This window comes from Labrys sp. E2SS-1L, from assembly GCF_057073705.1.
Map to the genome: position 1 here is coordinate 5,352,077 of NZ_CP172712.1, position 14,884 is coordinate 5,366,960.

A 14,884-nucleotide genomic window follows, 5' to 3' on the forward strand; every position below is an offset into this window, starting at 1 on the left:
CCGGGTCAGGTCTTCACGTAAGGTCCCTCATCCTCGGACGAGCCAGGCTTGCGCCAAAGCGGCGTGGCTTTCTCCTCATGTACGCGGTGAACGGCGAGCACATGATTCCGAATGTCTGGTACGCCGCCAGTGATGACTAGCTCGACGACGGCTTGTTCCTTGCCGCGAGCCTTTCTCCAAGTCGCGAAGTCATAGTCGGCGGTCGTCTGGAACGTGTCATTTCCGCGCTTCACGGGATTCATGATCGTGGAGCCGCTGTTGTAGGGACAGAGCAGGACGTTCTTCTCGTTGGCTTTGAAAAGGCTCGCTGTGTCCACGGTCAGCACGACCTGTGGATCTGCGCGATACGCCCTTGCCCCAAGCAGCCGCTGCAGGCGTTTGCGCGACAGCCAGAAGAAGCACTTCTTGTTCAGCAAGCGGTACCAGTCCTCGGGTGTCAGCCCGTCGAGCAGGCACTTTTTAAGCGCACTGTCCGACATTGGCTTCTGGTCCCGCACGATCGCGCCTGGCAATCCGTCGGTCTCGATCGGGATCGAGACCGGGCGGTGTTCCGCCTCAATCGCATGGCGTTTCTTGCCTACGTAGCCGTAGAGATCGAGCAGAGCGCTGGTGCTGAGAAGGCCGTGCCTCTCGATCGACGGCCAACTCCCATCCATCGCCATGTGCCAAAGACGAGGATACGTCGCGAGGAGTTCGTCGACGGTCATAACCAATTCCTTCGGTCGATGATCCCCCGAGGCTCGAACCTGGTCGAAATCAGCGAGACTGGCGCGTTCGTTACGCGCTCGACTCCCTCGATGAAGTGACGCGTCTCCTCGGTCAAGTCAGCGTATTGCCGCGCCTTTCGGTTCTCAATGCTGATGTAGTCCGAGAACGACAAAGCGATGTCGGTTGCGCCATTGAGGGAGGACGCGCGACGTACCTGCTCCCAGTCGAACTCGGCGATACGACGCGGGTTTCTCGATATTGAGCCCTTCTCGGTGCCTGCGATCTCCTCCGCCGGCACACCGCTGCGATCCGAAATCGCCTTGTAGGTTATTTCGCGCGCGATCGGCCCGGACGTGCCGCCGACCCGGATCGGATAGGTCCGCGTCACCATGATCACCTTCCGGACCCTCCCCGGGGCGATGCCCGCGTCAGCGAGACACCCCGAGGCGGTGGTGTCACGCGACGTCACGTGCGGCCAAGCCCCTTTAGCGATCGGGCCGTCCTCGCTCGGACAGACCCCATGGTGCAAGCTCAGGTCAGTGCCTTGCGTGCCTTCCAGAAAGACCTTCTTGCCCCTCGCGAACGCCGCCTCGAATAACGGGATGGCGGGCCGCACGAAGTTTTTTAGTTCTGCGACGTCTCGGGCCAATCTCACTGGAATGTCGATTGGACTGGGGTGGAACCGTCCTAGAATCTTTCGGGCAGTCGCGGCGCCGACACCCTGCTTGGTTGAGCCAATGGCGTCACCATGGGTAGATTCGTAAGTCCGGTCGGCATCTTCAATGATCATTGCCTGGGGGTCGATCGACAGTCGCACGGCGGTCAGCCCGCGCTCCCCGATTTCTTTCAGAAGTTGCGGCAGGTAAAGCGTCGCTCCGGCGCCGATGACGATGTCAGCTTTCGCGTTGGCGGCGGTTCCGGAGGGGAGCTGAATGTATTTGATCTTCTCCGGGAGAGCTGCCCAATGTCCGGCGTTCGGGCCGCCGACGCGGACGAGCATGTCATACCCGGAGGCGAGATAACTGCAGACGTGCCCCTTGCCTTCGCTGCCATATTGGCCACCCACGACAACGTCGACGAGACGATCGAGCTCGAGGGGATAAAGACCCAGGCCAGCGACCGCCTGAGCGACGACAGAATCGGGTTCGCAGCGGGAGGCGTCAACGACGCGGTCCGCGACCGCTTTCAGCGATCGAATGGCACGCTCCGTTTCACTGTTCTGGAGTTGGTCGTAGTCGGTGAACTCTCCGATTTGGCTGTGACGATTGTGGTAGCGTGCGCGGAGAACCTCGTCGTCAGCGTCGATGAAGACGTGCCAAACGCGAACCCGATCGCCAAAATGGCGGCGGATGTGATCAATCTGTTTTTTGATACGGATCGCGTCGACGATAATGACTTGGGGACTATTTTCTGACAACTTCCTCGCGAGCGCGTCAGACACCCACTTTCCATCCGTTTCCCGATCAAGGCGCTCTCCAGTCGCTTGAAGATCTTCTCGCTCTCTTTTCGCACCGATAGTCAAAAGTAATTCGCGTGTCGAAAACCGATCAGCGTCAAACCGAGCCTTCAAGACTTCGCAGAAGCTCGATTTTCCGACGCCGACTGGGCCGGACAAAGCTATAAGAACACGCATGAGAGCCCCCCTCCGCCTTCTTTCAAAGCGAGAACCTGATCCACTCGATCGGATCAGCCTATATGTTCGCTTTCTTATCTTCTAATACTTCTCAATCAAGTCTATTGTAAAGTAGATCGGCTCATGATTCTAAAATTATTCGACAAAGACACCATCTACACCGCGAAAGCGATTTTTTGATCAATTGCATGCCGGAACACGTCCGAAACAGCTAGCCTAACAGGGCATCTTCGCGCGGTTGCTGAGGCTCGCGTCGAACTTAACCCGGCTCAGCGCTCCAGCGGGGCGAAGCCCTCTTTCGGTTAGAACTTATTGCGCCCCGTCAACGAAGACGTCCTCCCGGTTCTCAACTGGTCAATGTTTGCTCCTGAGCAATCGCAAAATTGGGCCATACAACCGAAATGGAGCGCAAAACGGACATTCCGATAAGGTTCGCAAAATCACCATCTCGGTGAGGTCCGCATCCCAAAAATGAATGTCAGTTCCCCTTGACTTCACTCGATAGCCGACCGTCCCGAATCTCCCACTCCTCCCCCCCGACTTGCCCCCGTCACATCCCTGTGGAACTTTCCCTCCTCCACCGCCTTTCGGGATGCCCGCCATGCCTCGTCTCAATCGCCGCCAGACGCTGGGCCTCGGCCTTGCCGCCGGCTTTTCCGTCACCATGCTGTCGGGCGCGGCCGAGACCGCCGAAGCCGCGCCTGCCGGCACCACCTTCTCGCTGCTGCTCGTCAACGACATCTACAAGGCCGGCGACACCAAGGGCCGCGGCGGCTTTGCCAAGCTCGCGGCCGTGGTCAAGGCCGAGCGCGCCCGCGGCGTGCCCATGCTGTTCTGCCATGCGGGGGATTGCTTCTCGCCCTCGCTGATGTCGGGCTTCGACCAGGGCGAGCACATCGTCGCCCTCACCAACATGATCCGGCCCGACATCTTCGTGCCCGGCAATCACGAGTTCGACTTCGGCACCGAGGTCTATTTCAAGCGCATGGGGGAAGCGAACTTTCCCTTCTACGCCGCCAATATGCGCCGGGCCGATGGCAGCCCGGTCCCCGGCATGAAGGACAATTCGATCCACGAGCTCGGCGGCATCAAGGTCGGCGTCACCAGTCTGGCCCTGGCGGCGACGCCGCAGATGTCGCAGAGCGGCGACCTCGTCTTCGCACCGGAGCTGGAGACGCTGAAGCGCGAGGTGGAGATCCTGCGCAAGCAAGGCGCCGAATTCATCGTCTGCGTCGCCCATACCGATCGCGCCATGGACAATGAGATCGTGCGCTCGCGGCTGGTCGACGTGCTGCTGACGGGCCACGACCATGATCTCGCCATCAGCTATGACGGCCGCACGGTGATGGTGGAATCCAACGAGGAGGGCAATTTCGTCACCGCCATCGATTTCGTGGCGACGGCGAGCGGCGAAGGCCAAGGTTCAAAAGGTCTGAGCCGCAAGATCGCCTGGCTGCCGAGCTTTCGCGTGCATGACAGCCTGTCGGTCGAGGCGGATCCTGAGGTGCAGGCCGCGGTCGACAAATTGGAGGCCGAGCTGTCGCGCGAACTCGACGTGACGATCGCCACCACCGCGGTCGAGCTCGACAGCCGCACCGCCAGCGTGCGCTCCCAGGAAACCGCCATGGGCGATCTCATCGCCGATGCCATCCGCGCCCGCACCGGCGCCGATTGCGCCATCATCAATGGCGGCGGCATCCGCGCCAACAAGCTCTATCCGGCCGGCGCGAAGCTGACCCGGCGCGACATCCTCTCCGAACTCCCCTTCGGCAACACCAGCGTGCTGGTCGAGCTCAAGGGCGCCGATATCAAGGCCGCGCTCGAAAACGGCGTCTCGCAGCTGGAGAACTATGCCGGCCGCTTCCCGCAGGTCTCGGGCCTGGCCATCGTGGTGGACGCCAAGGCGCCGGTGGGGGCACGCATCGCCTCGGTCAGCGTCAATGGCGAGACGCTCGATCTGGCGCGGCGCTACAAGGTCGCCTCCAACAATTTCATGCTGGCCGGCGGCGACGGCTATGACGCCATCGGCCGTGGGCGCGTGCTGATCGGGGCGACCGACGGCAAGCTGCTCGCCAATGAGGTGATGGTCTATCTGCGCGAGAAGGGCACCCTCACCACCGGCGTCGGCGGGCGGATCAAGATGGAGGGCTGAGGTGGGGGCGAGATGAGGCATTTGGAGATAAAGCTCGACATATGAGCCCCCTCGCCCCGTTTACGGGGAGAGGATAGAGGTGAGGGGCTCCGCCGAGCGTGCAATTTATGAGGTCGCGCAGCCCCTCATCCTTACCTTCTCCCCGTTTACGGGGCGAAGGGGTGGCGGGTGTCGAGCCTTCCATCCCTTGATCAGCGCCCGTGGACGAAGACATCCGCGCGCTACACCCCACTCTCAATGCCCGTGATTGGCGCCGATGCCGGCCCTCGCCTGGCGCGGCACCGGATCGGCGGAGAGCAGGGGCGCGACGATGAGGTCGGCCAGCCTTTCGGCATCGCCGCTGAAGCCGTGGCCGCCGGCCTCGCGCAGGATGGCGAAATCCGGGCGAGCCTTGGCCAGGGCCGGGCAGGCCAAGGCGGCCATGCGGTCCTCCTGGCCGTAGATGCACTGGACATTGGGCGCATCGATGCGCGCCGCCTCGGGCAGGAGCGCGATCTCGTTGGGATAGTCGTCGTCGCTCAGCTCGACCCGCATGTCGGTCGCCGGCGCAATCGAGAGCAGGGAGACCACCGCGACGATGCTCTTGATGCGCTTGGGCAGGCGGTTATAGACCAGCGGCAGCGCGTCGCCCCCGAAGGAATAGCCGACCAGCGCCACCCGATCGACCGGCCAGGCGGCGCGGTAATGCTTGATGATGCGCTTGAGATCGGTGGCGACCTCGCCCGGATCGCGCTTGGCCCAGAAATAGCGCCTGGAATCGATGGTGACCACGCCGACCCCGCGCCGGGTCAGCGCGGTAGCGAGGTCGACGTTGAGCTGGCCCATGCCGCCATCCCCCGTCAGCACCACCGCGAGCCGATGGGCCGGCTCGGCGGGTTCGGAGACATAGAGCGGCAGGTCGGAGAGATCCCCCGGGCCATGCGGGCCGGCATCCTTGCCGAGGGCCTCGGCCGCCTCCTCGGCGGCGCTCTCGTCGCCATCCTCGATTTCCCGCAGGGCCATGAAACTGGCGGTGGTCGCGGCCGAGACGTCGGCGCTGGCCAGCGCCGCCTTGTCGATGGCACAGGCCGAGACCGTGTCGGGCCTCATCGTGGTGGTATGAACCGCGATCACCCCGGCGATGCGATGGCTGTCGGCCTGCAGGGCCAGGGAGCGCGCGGCATCGCGGCCGAGGCCAGCCCCGGCCAGCACGGGCGTGACATAGGGCGCGATTGCCTGCTCGCGCTCGATGCGCAACGTGGTGTCCTCGATATGGCCGGCGAGCTCGGGGCAGGTCATGCGGCGGCGGCCGCCGGCGGTGCGCCGCGCCGTCGGCCAGTTGAGGCCGATCACCAGGTCGCCGCGCTGGCGGAATTCGCTGGCGAGGGTGTCCTCGTCGCGGCCGAAGCCGTCGGCGTCGGACAGCAGCACGATGACATTGGCCGGCTTGTCGGCGGGCCGGTAGAGTTTGACATCGTCGAAGATGGGGTCCTCGACGTCCTGCGGGGCGGCGGCCTGCGCGGCGGCCGGCAGTTGCGCGAGGATCATCAGGGCGGACAGGGCTAGGAACAAACGCATGCATCACCTAACAGCATGCAACGGCCCACCGCTTCGCATGCCTCAGGCCGCACCGTCGCTCATGGACCGGATTGCAATCCATGAGCGTCGACGCGACCTAAGGTAAGGTATGCCCGGCTCGATGTGCTGTCGAGTCCGCGATTGGGCGTAGGCCCATCACTTCATGTTGATGCGCGTCATCATCACGGCGGCCAGGATCAGCACGCCGCCGACGAGCTGGTCGAGGCTCAGGGCTTCGCCGAAGACGAAATAGGCGATGATCGCCGACAGCACCGGATGCGAGAGCAGGATGATCGCCACCACGCCGGCGGGCAGCCGGCCGATGCCGACCGCGCTCAGCCCCTGGCCGAGCACCTGGCAGATCAGGCCGAGGCCGATCACCACGGCCCAGCCCTGCGGCGACTGCGGCAGGAAGGGGCCGCCCTCGACCAGCACGATGGCGATGAGGCCGATGGACGCGACCACGGTGGAAACCAGCGAGGCATCGGCGGCGAGGCGGGTGTTGCGCGCCACCCTGAGGGCGACGAGATAGAAGGCATAGGCGAGCGCCGCGCCGAGGGCCAGCAGATCGCCCCTGCCCATGGTGAGGCCGGTGCGATGGGCGCCGCTGGTGATGGCGACGCCGACCAGGGCGATGGCGAGAGCCCCCAGCACCGCCGGGCGGATGCGGTCGCGCAGCAGCACGAAGCCGGCGACCACCGAGGCCACCGGCGCCAGGTTCGAGATGAAGCTGGCATTGGCCACCGAAGTCAGCGGCAGAGCGGCATGGTAGAAGGCGAGATCGGCGGCAAAGGCCGCGCCGGCAAGGCTGGCCGCCAGCAGGCCCGGCCGCGTCACCAGGGATGCCATGCTGCCGCGCCCGGCCCGCCGCCTCTCGGCCTCGGCCCAGACGAACAGCACCGGCAGCGAGAACACCAGCCGCCAGAAGGCGGCGGCCGCCGGCGCGACATCGGCGAAGCGGATCAGGATGGGCGACCAGGCGATCGCCAGGACGGACGCGATCATGGCGCCCAGGCCGACGGAATCGAGGGCGGGCAGGCTGGCCGGACGCGGGGTGGAAACGATGTCGCTCATGGCAGGCTCGGGAGCTGGTACTCGTGTACTGGGACTTGTCGACGGATGAACGGATCGAATTGGCTCGACCTTTGTCATTGCCGGACATGACAAAGGCGGTGTTTCAATTGTTTCCGGATCGTCACTTGCTGCCAGGATAAGCCGCGCTTCACATAAGCGAAAACGAATGTATCTTATGGCAGGATTTCATTTCCTTATGGATCTATCCCGATGCGGCATTTCGATACGGACAGCCTGGAAACGCTGGTCACCATCATCGACCGTGGCGGCTTCACCGCGGCGGGCGATGCCCTCGGCAAGACGCAGGCGGCCGTCAGCGTCATCGTCTCGCGCATGGAAGCGCGCATCGGCAAGCGCCTGCTGGAACGCTCGCGCAAGGGCGTCACGCCGACCTTCGCCGGCGAGATCCTGATCGGCTATGCCCGCCGCATCCTCAGCCTGGAGGACGAGGCGCTCGCCGCCATCGGCGGCGACGAGGCCGCCGGCCGGGTGCGCCTGGCCGTGCCCGACGACTTCGTCGACATGATGGTGTCGCCGCTGATCGGCGCCTTCTCCCGCCGCTTCCCGCGCGTGCAGTTGGAAATGCGCTGCGACCTCTCCTTCCGCCTCGAGCCCATGCTGGAGCGCGGCGAGGTGGATCTGGCCATCATCACCCAGGATCCCGCCCGCCCGCTCGGCGAAGTGCTGCGCCGCGAGCCGCGCGCCTGGTGCGCGGCACGCGACCACCGGCCCGAACTGATCGATCCCCTGCCGCTCGCGATGTTTCCCGAAGGCTGCCGCTGCCGGCCGGACGCGCTCGCCGCCCTCGACGCCATGGGCAAGCCCTGGCGCATCGCCTACACGTCCAGCCACATGCCCGGCATCCATTCGGCCGTGAATGCCGGCATGGCCATCACCATTCTCGGCATTTCCTCCATTCCCAAGGAATGGCGCCGCCTGGGCGAGGAGGAAGGCTTTCCGGAGCTGCCGCATCTCGACATCGCCCTGGTCGTGCCCGCCAATGCCAGCGTCGCCACCAAGCGCTTCGCCACCTTCCTGCGCGAAACCGTGCTGCAGCAGGAGGCGCTGGCGGCCTAGGCAGGCCCCTCTTGATCGAGCCACGGGCTCGATCAAGAGGAATTTGCAAGATATCAAACACTTGCAGAATTTCCCCGCGAGACCCATCCGTGGGTTTCGCGGGGAAATTCTGCATAAGCGTCAGTCTGCCAGGACGCGATCGTCGCGGCAGACATTCACATTCGTGAAGGTGGCCTCATAGCCGTCGCTGAACCGGACCTTGATGTCGAAGAAGCAGTTGGACCCGCTCATGTTCAGCACCTTCGAGCTCTGCGGCGCGACGGGAGACGCCAGGTCGGCAGGCTGCCAGGGATCACTTTCGCCAGCATTGGCAAAGAAGACTTCCTGAATGGAACGGCCCGAATTACGATTGACCACCGTCACCGTCCCATCTGCAAAAGCCGATGTAGAGAGCGTCAGGCCTATCAACACAACTGATCCAAAAGCATAAATCTTCGTATTTATATTTTTCATTTCTTTTACCGCAGCATTGATAGGCGATTTTAATATCAAATCCGATCTGTCATTATCGAATAGGCATTCAGATTAAGTTCGACATGACAATGAATCGAAGTTTTCTGCCCCCGTTCATTCCCGCTACGGTTACTCCTGCCCCAGAATCATTGTCAAGGCATCCTGATGCACTGAAGCAAAGATGTGTTTAGGCGGGAACACACCTGGCTCCAATTCTTCGTTTCGCTACGTTTTCGTGCGTCCCGGCGACGCCATCGGCCTGCCGGTCGGGCGGTCATAATGGACCCGCTGTGGCAGAGCCCTTGCCGCCTCAAATCCCCAGCACGGCGCCGTCGATCGCAACGGCGCGGGCAGACAGCAGAAAAGCGACACTATCGGCGAGGGCTGCGCTGTCCCTGCCGATCAGATTGATACGGCCGGCCGCCTTGCCGCTGAAATGGTGAATGATGGCTTCCAGCCCTCCGCGGCATGCCGCCCCCGGCCAGTCATCCCCCGATTTCGGCGCCACGAGAACGATACTGCCCGGTGCGGCCAGCACCGGCAACGCCGCCTGGAGGGCCTCGACCGCATGGCCGAGATTGAGCGCCAGCCCCGCCTGCCAGGCCTCCCGTTCCTGCCCCTCGCGCTCTTGCCCCGCCGCCATGGTCGCGTTGCAGACCAGACCGTCGAGGCGCCCGAAGATCTCGATCACGGCAGCGATGAAGGCGGCCGCCTCGCCCGGCACGGAAAGGTCGCAGGCATAGGCCAGGCAGCGCCCGCCATGGCCTTCGATCACGGCATGGGCCTCGGCCAGTTCCTGCGCCGACCGCGCCGCGATCGCCACCGCCGCGCCCTCCGCCGCCAGGCGCTCGGCGATGGCCCGCCCGACACCCCGCGAAGCACCCGTCAGCGCGATGACCTTGCCGGCGAATTCCAGATCCATGCGGGCCTCATTCACGCTCGAAGCGCGACAGTGTCAGAGTGGCGTGTGGAGCGCGGACATCTTGTCCGCTCTTGCAAGGGCGGACAAGATGTCCGCGCTCCATCCCTCACCGCATCAGGCGCGGCACCGTGCCGGTCAGGCCGGTGGCTTCCCGGATGAACAGCCGCTTGGCCGCCGGAAAGCGCTCGACCAGGCCGAGGCCGACATCGCGCACCAGGCGGATGGCGTCGTGGTCGTTGGAGAACAGGCGGTTGAGGCCATCGGTGGCGAGGCCCATCGAGACGGTGTCGAAGCGCCGCCAGCGCTGATAGCGCTCCAGCACGTCCGGGCTGCCGATATCCAGCCCGAGCGCCGCCGCATCCACCACGCATTCGGCCAGAGCGGCCGCATCGCGGATGCCCATATTGAGGCCCTGTCCGGCGATGGGATGGATGATGTGGGCGGCATCGCCGACCAGCGCCAGCCGGTCAGCGATGAAACTGCGGGCGATGCGCATCGACAGCGGGAAGGCGGCGCGTGGCCCGATCACCTTGAGCTCGCCGAGCTTGAGGCCGAAGCGGCGCTCCAGCTCGGCATGGAAGCCGGCATCGTCGAGGCCGAGGATGCGGGTCGCCTCCTCGGTCCTCTCGGTCCAGACCAGGGAGGAGCGCCGGCCCGTCAGTGGCAGGATGGCGAAGGGACCGGCCGGCAGGAAATGCTCCTCCGCCCGCCCTTCATGGTCGAGCTCATGCTCGACCGTGGTGACGATGCCGGACTGGCCATAGTCCCAGCCATGCATGGCGATGCCGGCCTGCTCGCGCAGGCGCGAGCGCCCGCCATCGGCCGCCGCCAGCAATTGCGTGGCGATGTCGTCGCCCGAGGGCAGTTCGGCGGTGATGCCGTCCTCGGTCAGCTTGTAGCGGCTGACGGAAGCCCCCTGCCCGCGCAATTCGATGCCAAGGGCCCCGGCCCGCGCCACCAGGGCATCGAGCAGCAGCCGGTTCTCCACCATATGGCCGAAGGGCTCGCCCGGCTCGACATCGCCGGCGAAGGACAGGAAGCTCGGCCGGATCGGATCGTCGAGCTTGGAATCGGTGATCACCATGTCGAGGATCGGCTGGGCCTCATCGGCCACCGCCTCCCAGACGCCGAGCTTTTCCAGGAAGCGCCGGGCACCCGTGGCAATCGAGGAGGAACGCGGATCGCGCGAGGGGCCCTTGCCGAGCATGGGATCGACGATGACGACCGAAAAGCCCGCACCGAGTTCGGTCTTCAGCGCCAAGGCGAGACCGAGGCCGGCAAACCCGCCTCCGGCGATGACAAGATCGGCTTTGCTGGCCATGTCCGAACCCCGCGCTTGACTTTCCAAAGCGTTTTGCGATTTGACGGAATCACCTCGAATCGCAAAGACGCATCCAACCAAAGAGCTAGAGCAAAGGGCGTTTCTACCAAAACACGCTTTGCTCTAGGAAGGATCGCTGCTCTGCCTTCCATCAAGGAAAGCCTCATGTCCGATCCCTTTGCGAATCTCATCTCGATACTCGATCTCGAACAGCTCGAACACAATCTTTACCGCGGCACGAGCCCGCAGGGCGGCTGGCAGCGCGTTTTTGGCGGCCTGGTGATCAGCCAGGCCCTGGTGGCGGCAACCCGTACCGTCGAGCCCGACCGCCATGTCCATTCGCTGCATGGCTATTTCCTGAGGCCTGGCGATCCAGCCGTGCCGATCATCTACCAGGTCGACCGGCTGCGCGACGGCAAGAGCTTCACCACCCGCCGCGCCATCGCCATCCAGCATGGCCAGCCGATCTTCTCGCTTTCCTGTTCCTACCATCGCCCCGAGGAGGGCTGGCACCACCAGGCCACCATGCCCGACGTGCCCACCCCGGACCAATTGCCCTCGCTCGCCGAGCTCAAGGACCAGTTCCTCGGCCATCTGCCCAAGGTCGTCCGCGACTATTGGGAGCGCGAGCGCCCGATCGAGCTCAGGCCGGTGGACATGAAGCGCTACACCGCCCGCACGCCCCGCGAACCCCGGCAATATATCTGGATCCGCGCTGCCCGCAGGCTGCCCGACGACCGGGCCCTGCACGAGGCCGTGCTGGCCTATACCACCGACATGACCCTGCTCGACACCACGCTCGTCGCTCATGGCAAGAGCGTGTTCGATCCCGACGTGCAGCCGGCGTCGATCGATCATGCCATGTGGTTCCATGCCCCGTTCAAGATGGACGAGTGGCTGCTCTACGCCCAGGAGAGCCCCTTCACCGGCGGAGCCCGCGGCTTTGCCCGCGGCGAGATCTGGCAGGAGGGCCGCCTGATCGCTTCGGTGGCCCAGGAAGGCCTGATCCGCAAGCGCTGGGACAAGCCGCCGGTCTGAGGCGTCGCGCCGGGAAGCGCTTGGGCGCGTGTCGCTATTTCGCCGTGAAGAAGGTCAGGAGCACCTTGCCCTTCTCGCCGATCAGACAGACGAAGCGGTCGGGCCGGCCCGTCTCCTTGGCCCGCTTGATATAGGCCTCGCCGAGCACGACGGTCTTGACCGGTACGTCTCCGACCTTGGTATCCGCCGCCGAGACCGCAATGCTCTCCTGGTCGATGACGAGATCGGCGACGTCAGGCGATTTCTGCTGGAGCGCCAGCAGGCCGCTTGCCTTGCAGGCCGCGACTTCGGGGGCCTCGGCCGCCCGGGCGTCGAGCGCCAGCATCATCCCGCCTGCGGCCAGAAGTGAACGCAAAATCATCGCCATATGGCCAGTTCCCCACTCTTGCTCCAGCAAAATTGCCCTGATTAACGCAAGGTGAGGTCGTTTGTTCCGCGGCTACCGGCCCATCGCGGCGAGAATGGATCGTTCCAGTGCGGCACCCTCGCCTTCCACCAGCACCATCTTGATCCGGCTGGTCGCCCCCTGCCTGATCGATACACGGCTCGCGGATACCCCCAGGGCCTTGGCCACCAGCTTCACCAGGGCCTGGTTGGCCTCGCCGTCGGCAGGCACGGCGCGTACCTTCGCCGTCAGCACGGCACGGCCATCCGCCAGGGTCTCCACGCTGCCGAGCGCATCCCTGCCGCCGCGCGGCGTCAGGCGCATCGCGACGAGCAGCCCGTCCGGCGTGATTCGCCAGGGGGCGCCAGGATCTGAAGCGCTCAAGGCACGTAGGGATAGATGTAGTAGGCGATGATCCGTTCGATGAAGATCGCGATCAAGATCGCCACGAAGGGCGAGAAGTCGATGCTGCCGAAATCGGGCAGGCGGCGCCGGATCGGCGCGAACACCGGTTCCGTCAGGCGATAGAGGGCATCGCCGATCGCCGCCACCGTGGGATTGCGCCGGCTGACCACGTTGAATGCCACCAGGTATGAAAACACCACGGAAGCCAGCACGATATAGATATAGAGCTGCAGCAGGATGAGGATGATGTCGAGGATCGCGCGCATCGGGTCTCCAAGCCTTCCGGGCCATTCACACCTGCCCTGATCTAGCGACCGGGACGGTGCACCGCAAGTGTGGGGGATCCAGAAGAGGCGGACGAGACGTCCACGGCCCAGCCGCGGCGTCACCCCCGCAAGCCTGACCGGGTTCGCGTCGGGAGCGCAACCGGCTGGGACCGCGGACATCGCGCCATTGCCTCTCACCGCGATCTCTGCGACACATTCGCCATGAGCACGCATGATCACGACCACGACCATGACGACGACCATCATCATGGCGCGCCGCCCTCCCCCATGGCCGAGCGGGTGAAGAAGCTCGAAACCGTGCTGGTCGAGAAGGGCTATGTCGACCCGGCGGCCCTCGACGTCTTCATCGATACCTATGAGAACAAGGTCGGCCCCCGCAACGGCGCCCATGTCGTCGCCCATGCCTGGCGGGACGAGGAATTCCGAGCCTGGCTGCTGGAGGACGCCACCGCGGCGATCGCCTCGCTCGGCTATTCGGGCCGGCAGGGCGAACATATGAAGGTGGTCGAGAACAAGCCGGGCGTTCACAACCTCATCGTCTGCACCCTGTGCTCCTGCTATCCCTGGTCCGTGCTCGGCCTGCCGCCGGTCTGGTACAAATCCGCGCCCTATCGCTCGCGCGCCGTGATCGATCCGCGCGGGGTGCTCGCCGAGTTCGGCGTCACCCTGCCGCCCGATACCGAAATCCAGGTCTGGGACTCGACCGCGGAGTTGCGCTATCTTGTGCTGCCCCAGCGGCCCGACGGCACCAAGGGCTGGAGCGAAATGGCGCTGGCGCAGCTCGTCACCCGCGATGCCATGATCGGCACCGGCCTCGCCATCCAGCCGGGCGGGCTGTGAGAGCCGTCAACACGCACCTTGTCATCCCCGACCGAGCCACTCGCCAGCATAGCGAGAGAGCGCGAGGGGAAGGGGCCTCGCCGGGGATGACAATCCATCCGTTTTCGAAAGATCTCAAAGCCCATGACCCGCTTCATCGCCAATGCCCGCATGTATTCCGTCACGCCGGAAGTCGAGGAGCATTGGAAGGTCCTGCTCGGCCATGTCATGGCGAGCGCCGGCGTGGACTTCGACTACGAGCCCTATCCCGCCCCGCAGCCCCTGGAAGTGCTGTGGGAGCGTGACGATCTCGGCTGCGTCTTCATGTGCGGCTATCCGATCGCCTTCCAGCTCTCGGAGGTGATCCCGATCGCGGCGCCCATTCCGGCCGCCGCATGGGCGGGCGGCAAGCCGCTTTACCGCTCCGACCTGATCGTGAAGGCCGACAGTCCCTTCCAGCGCCTCGAGGATACGTTCGGCCATCGCATCGGCTGGACCGTCGAGCATTCCCACTCCGGCTTCAACGCATTGCGCCATCACCTGCTGCCGCATCGCTCCCCCGATCGCCCGGCACTCTACCGGGAGGTCGTCGGCAATCTCGTCACCGCGCGCGGCATTCTCGACAAGGTGCTGGCCGGCGAGATCGATGTCGGCCCGCTGGACGGCTATTGGCATGAACTGATCCGCGCCTATCGCCCCGACCTCACCGAGGGCATCCGCGTGATCGGCTCGACCGGCCTGGCGCCGATCCCCTCCTTCGTGGCGGCTCCCGGCCTGCCCGCAGAGACGATCGTGCGGCTCAAGGCCGCCTTCGCCGCCGCCCATCACCAGCCCTGGTTCGCCCCACTCGGCGCAGCGCTTCGGCTCAACGGCTTCGCGCCGGTGGAGCAGGCCGATTTCGACAGGACGCTGGCCTGGGACCGCGAAGCCCGCGAACAGGGCTACACCACCATCGCCTGAGCGCTGGCCCCCTTCACCCGAATCCAGGCAAAGAAAAAGGGCGGAGAGACCCCCTCATCCGCCCTTCGAATGCCCTCCCTCAAATCCGGAAGG

Annotated in this window: 15 protein-coding genes; 5 read left to right on the plus strand and 10 right to left on the minus strand. The window is 64.8% G+C overall.

What is annotated here, in order from left to right:
- Nucleotides 1-5 precede the first annotated feature (5 nt).
- Both ACIGJE_RS25030 and ACIGJE_RS25035 read right to left on the minus strand, forming a co-directional pair.
- The gene (locus ACIGJE_RS25030) at nucleotides 6-707 is read right to left on the minus strand and encodes a DUF7002 family protein (protein WP_415085548.1); all 702 of its coding nucleotides are present in this window, start codon (nucleotides 705-707) and stop codon (nucleotides 6-8) included.
- Nucleotides 704-2,341: an adenylosuccinate synthetase gene (locus ACIGJE_RS25035; RefSeq protein WP_415085546.1), complete on the minus strand. Its 1,638-nt coding sequence runs from the start codon at nucleotides 2,339-2,341 to the stop codon at nucleotides 704-706. The genes ACIGJE_RS25030 and ACIGJE_RS25035 overlap by 4 nt, the downstream gene beginning before the upstream one ends.
- Nucleotides 2,342-2,942: 601 nt before the next feature.
- Here ACIGJE_RS25035 and ACIGJE_RS25040 point away from each other — a divergent pair.
- Nucleotides 2,943-4,493: a bifunctional metallophosphatase/5'-nucleotidase gene (locus ACIGJE_RS25040; protein ID WP_483678953.1), complete on the plus strand. Its 1,551-nt coding sequence runs from the start codon at nucleotides 2,943-2,945 to the stop codon at nucleotides 4,491-4,493.
- Nucleotides 4,494-4,727: 234 nt separating this feature from the next.
- Here ACIGJE_RS25040 and ACIGJE_RS25045 read toward each other — a convergent pair whose 3' ends face one another.
- Both ACIGJE_RS25045 and ACIGJE_RS25050 read right to left on the minus strand, forming a co-directional pair.
- Nucleotides 4,728-6,050, minus strand: a complete 1,323-nt coding sequence (locus ACIGJE_RS25045) for an alpha/beta fold hydrolase (RefSeq protein ID WP_483678954.1) — start codon at nucleotides 6,048-6,050, stop codon at nucleotides 4,728-4,730.
- 156 nt (nucleotides 6,051-6,206) lie between these two features.
- Nucleotides 6,207-7,124, minus strand: a complete 918-nt coding sequence (locus ACIGJE_RS25050) for a DMT family transporter (RefSeq protein WP_483678955.1) — start codon at nucleotides 7,122-7,124, stop codon at nucleotides 6,207-6,209.
- A gap of 210 nt (nucleotides 7,125-7,334) precedes the next feature.
- Between ACIGJE_RS25050 and ACIGJE_RS25055 the strand changes: the two genes are divergently transcribed.
- Entirely contained in the window at nucleotides 7,335-8,201 is an 867-nt protein-coding gene (locus tag ACIGJE_RS25055) for a LysR substrate-binding domain-containing protein (RefSeq protein WP_149252110.1), read from the plus strand.
- Nucleotides 8,202-8,321: 120 nt separating this feature from the next.
- Here the strand turns inward: ACIGJE_RS25055 and ACIGJE_RS25060 are convergent, their stop codons facing one another.
- From ACIGJE_RS25060 to ACIGJE_RS25070, 3 genes are all read right to left on the minus strand, one after another.
- On the minus strand, nucleotides 8,322-8,654 hold the full coding sequence (locus ACIGJE_RS25060) for a hypothetical protein (RefSeq protein WP_367625377.1): 333 nt from the start codon (nucleotides 8,652-8,654) through the stop codon (nucleotides 8,322-8,324).
- 310 nt (nucleotides 8,655-8,964) lie between these two features.
- The gene (locus ACIGJE_RS25065) at nucleotides 8,965-9,576 is read right to left on the minus strand and encodes an SDR family NAD(P)-dependent oxidoreductase (protein ID WP_311944407.1); all 612 of its coding nucleotides are present in this window, start codon (nucleotides 9,574-9,576) and stop codon (nucleotides 8,965-8,967) included.
- A 106-nt stretch (nucleotides 9,577-9,682) separates the two neighbouring features.
- Entirely contained in the window at nucleotides 9,683-10,897 is a 1,215-nt protein-coding gene (locus tag ACIGJE_RS25070; protein ID WP_415085539.1) for a ubiquinone biosynthesis hydroxylase, read from the minus strand.
- 165 nt (nucleotides 10,898-11,062) lie between these two features.
- Between ACIGJE_RS25070 and tesB the strand changes: the two genes are divergently transcribed.
- Entirely contained in the window at nucleotides 11,063-11,935 is an 873-nt protein-coding gene (tesB, locus tag ACIGJE_RS25075) for an acyl-CoA thioesterase II (RefSeq protein WP_415085537.1), read from the plus strand.
- Between the two features lie 34 nt (nucleotides 11,936-11,969).
- Here the strand turns inward: tesB and ACIGJE_RS25080 are convergent, their stop codons facing one another.
- From ACIGJE_RS25080 to ACIGJE_RS25090, 3 genes are all read right to left on the minus strand, one after another.
- Nucleotides 11,970-12,302: a hypothetical protein gene (locus ACIGJE_RS25080; protein ID WP_415085535.1), complete on the minus strand. Its 333-nt coding sequence runs from the start codon at nucleotides 12,300-12,302 to the stop codon at nucleotides 11,970-11,972.
- Between the two features lie 72 nt (nucleotides 12,303-12,374).
- On the minus strand, nucleotides 12,375-12,644 hold the full coding sequence (locus ACIGJE_RS25085; protein WP_415085593.1) for a DUF167 family protein: 270 nt from the start codon (nucleotides 12,642-12,644) through the stop codon (nucleotides 12,375-12,377).
- A 56-nt stretch (nucleotides 12,645-12,700) separates the two neighbouring features.
- A complete protein-coding gene (locus ACIGJE_RS25090) occupies nucleotides 12,701-12,991 on the minus strand; it encodes a YggT family protein (protein ID WP_068293246.1) in 291 nt (96 codons plus the stop codon).
- Nucleotides 12,992-13,213: 222 nt separating this feature from the next.
- Between ACIGJE_RS25090 and nthA the strand changes: the two genes are divergently transcribed.
- Together nthA and ACIGJE_RS25100 are read left to right on the plus strand one after the other, a co-directional pair.
- Entirely contained in the window at nucleotides 13,214-13,852 is a 639-nt protein-coding gene (nthA, locus tag ACIGJE_RS25095; RefSeq protein ID WP_367625372.1) for a nitrile hydratase subunit alpha, read from the plus strand.
- 123 nt (nucleotides 13,853-13,975) lie between these two features.
- Entirely contained in the window at nucleotides 13,976-14,791 is an 816-nt protein-coding gene (locus ACIGJE_RS25100) for a phosphate/phosphite/phosphonate ABC transporter substrate-binding protein (RefSeq protein ID WP_311933039.1), read from the plus strand.
- The last annotated feature ends 93 nt before the right edge of the window (nucleotides 14,792-14,884 follow it).

What these genes read in the sequence shown, in the direction of transcription:
- ACIGJE_RS25080 (WP_415085535.1), bottom strand. Translation starts at nt 12,302, where the DNA reads ATGGCGATGATTTTGCGTTCACTTCTGGCCGCAGGCGGGATGATGCTG.
- ACIGJE_RS25040 (WP_483678953.1), top strand. Translation starts at nt 2,943, where the DNA reads ATGCCTCGTCTCAATCGCCGCCAGACGCTGGGCCTCGGCCTTGCCGCC.
- ACIGJE_RS25030 (WP_415085548.1), bottom strand. Translation starts at nt 707, where the DNA reads ATGACCGTCGACGAACTCCTCGCGACGTATCCTCGTCTTTGGCACATG.
- ACIGJE_RS25055 (WP_149252110.1), top strand. Translation starts at nt 7,335, where the DNA reads ATGCGGCATTTCGATACGGACAGCCTGGAAACGCTGGTCACCATCATC.
- ACIGJE_RS25045 (WP_483678954.1), bottom strand. Translation starts at nt 6,050, where the DNA reads ATGCGTTTGTTCCTAGCCCTGTCCGCCCTGATGATCCTCGCGCAACTG.
- tesB (WP_415085537.1), top strand. Translation starts at nt 11,063, where the DNA reads ATGTCCGATCCCTTTGCGAATCTCATCTCGATACTCGATCTCGAACAG.
- ACIGJE_RS25050 (WP_483678955.1), bottom strand. Translation starts at nt 7,124, where the DNA reads ATGAGCGACATCGTTTCCACCCCGCGTCCGGCCAGCCTGCCCGCCCTC.
- ACIGJE_RS25035 (WP_415085546.1), bottom strand. Translation starts at nt 2,341, where the DNA reads ATGCGTGTTCTTATAGCTTTGTCCGGCCCAGTCGGCGTCGGAAAATCG.
- ACIGJE_RS25070 (WP_415085539.1), bottom strand. Translation starts at nt 10,897, where the DNA reads ATGGCCAGCAAAGCCGATCTTGTCATCGCCGGAGGCGGGTTTGCCGGC.
- nthA (WP_367625372.1), top strand. Translation starts at nt 13,214, where the DNA reads ATGAGCACGCATGATCACGACCACGACCATGACGACGACCATCATCAT.
- ACIGJE_RS25060 (WP_367625377.1), bottom strand. Translation starts at nt 8,654, where the DNA reads ATGAAAAATATAAATACGAAGATTTATGCTTTTGGATCAGTTGTGTTG.
- ACIGJE_RS25100 (WP_311933039.1), top strand. Translation starts at nt 13,976, where the DNA reads ATGACCCGCTTCATCGCCAATGCCCGCATGTATTCCGTCACGCCGGAA.
- ACIGJE_RS25090 (WP_068293246.1), bottom strand. Translation starts at nt 12,991, where the DNA reads ATGCGCGCGATCCTCGACATCATCCTCATCCTGCTGCAGCTCTATATC.
- ACIGJE_RS25085 (WP_415085593.1), bottom strand. Translation starts at nt 12,644, where the DNA reads ATGCGCCTGACGCCGCGCGGCGGCAGGGATGCGCTCGGCAGCGTGGAG.
- ACIGJE_RS25065 (WP_311944407.1), bottom strand. Translation starts at nt 9,576, where the DNA reads ATGGATCTGGAATTCGCCGGCAAGGTCATCGCGCTGACGGGTGCTTCG.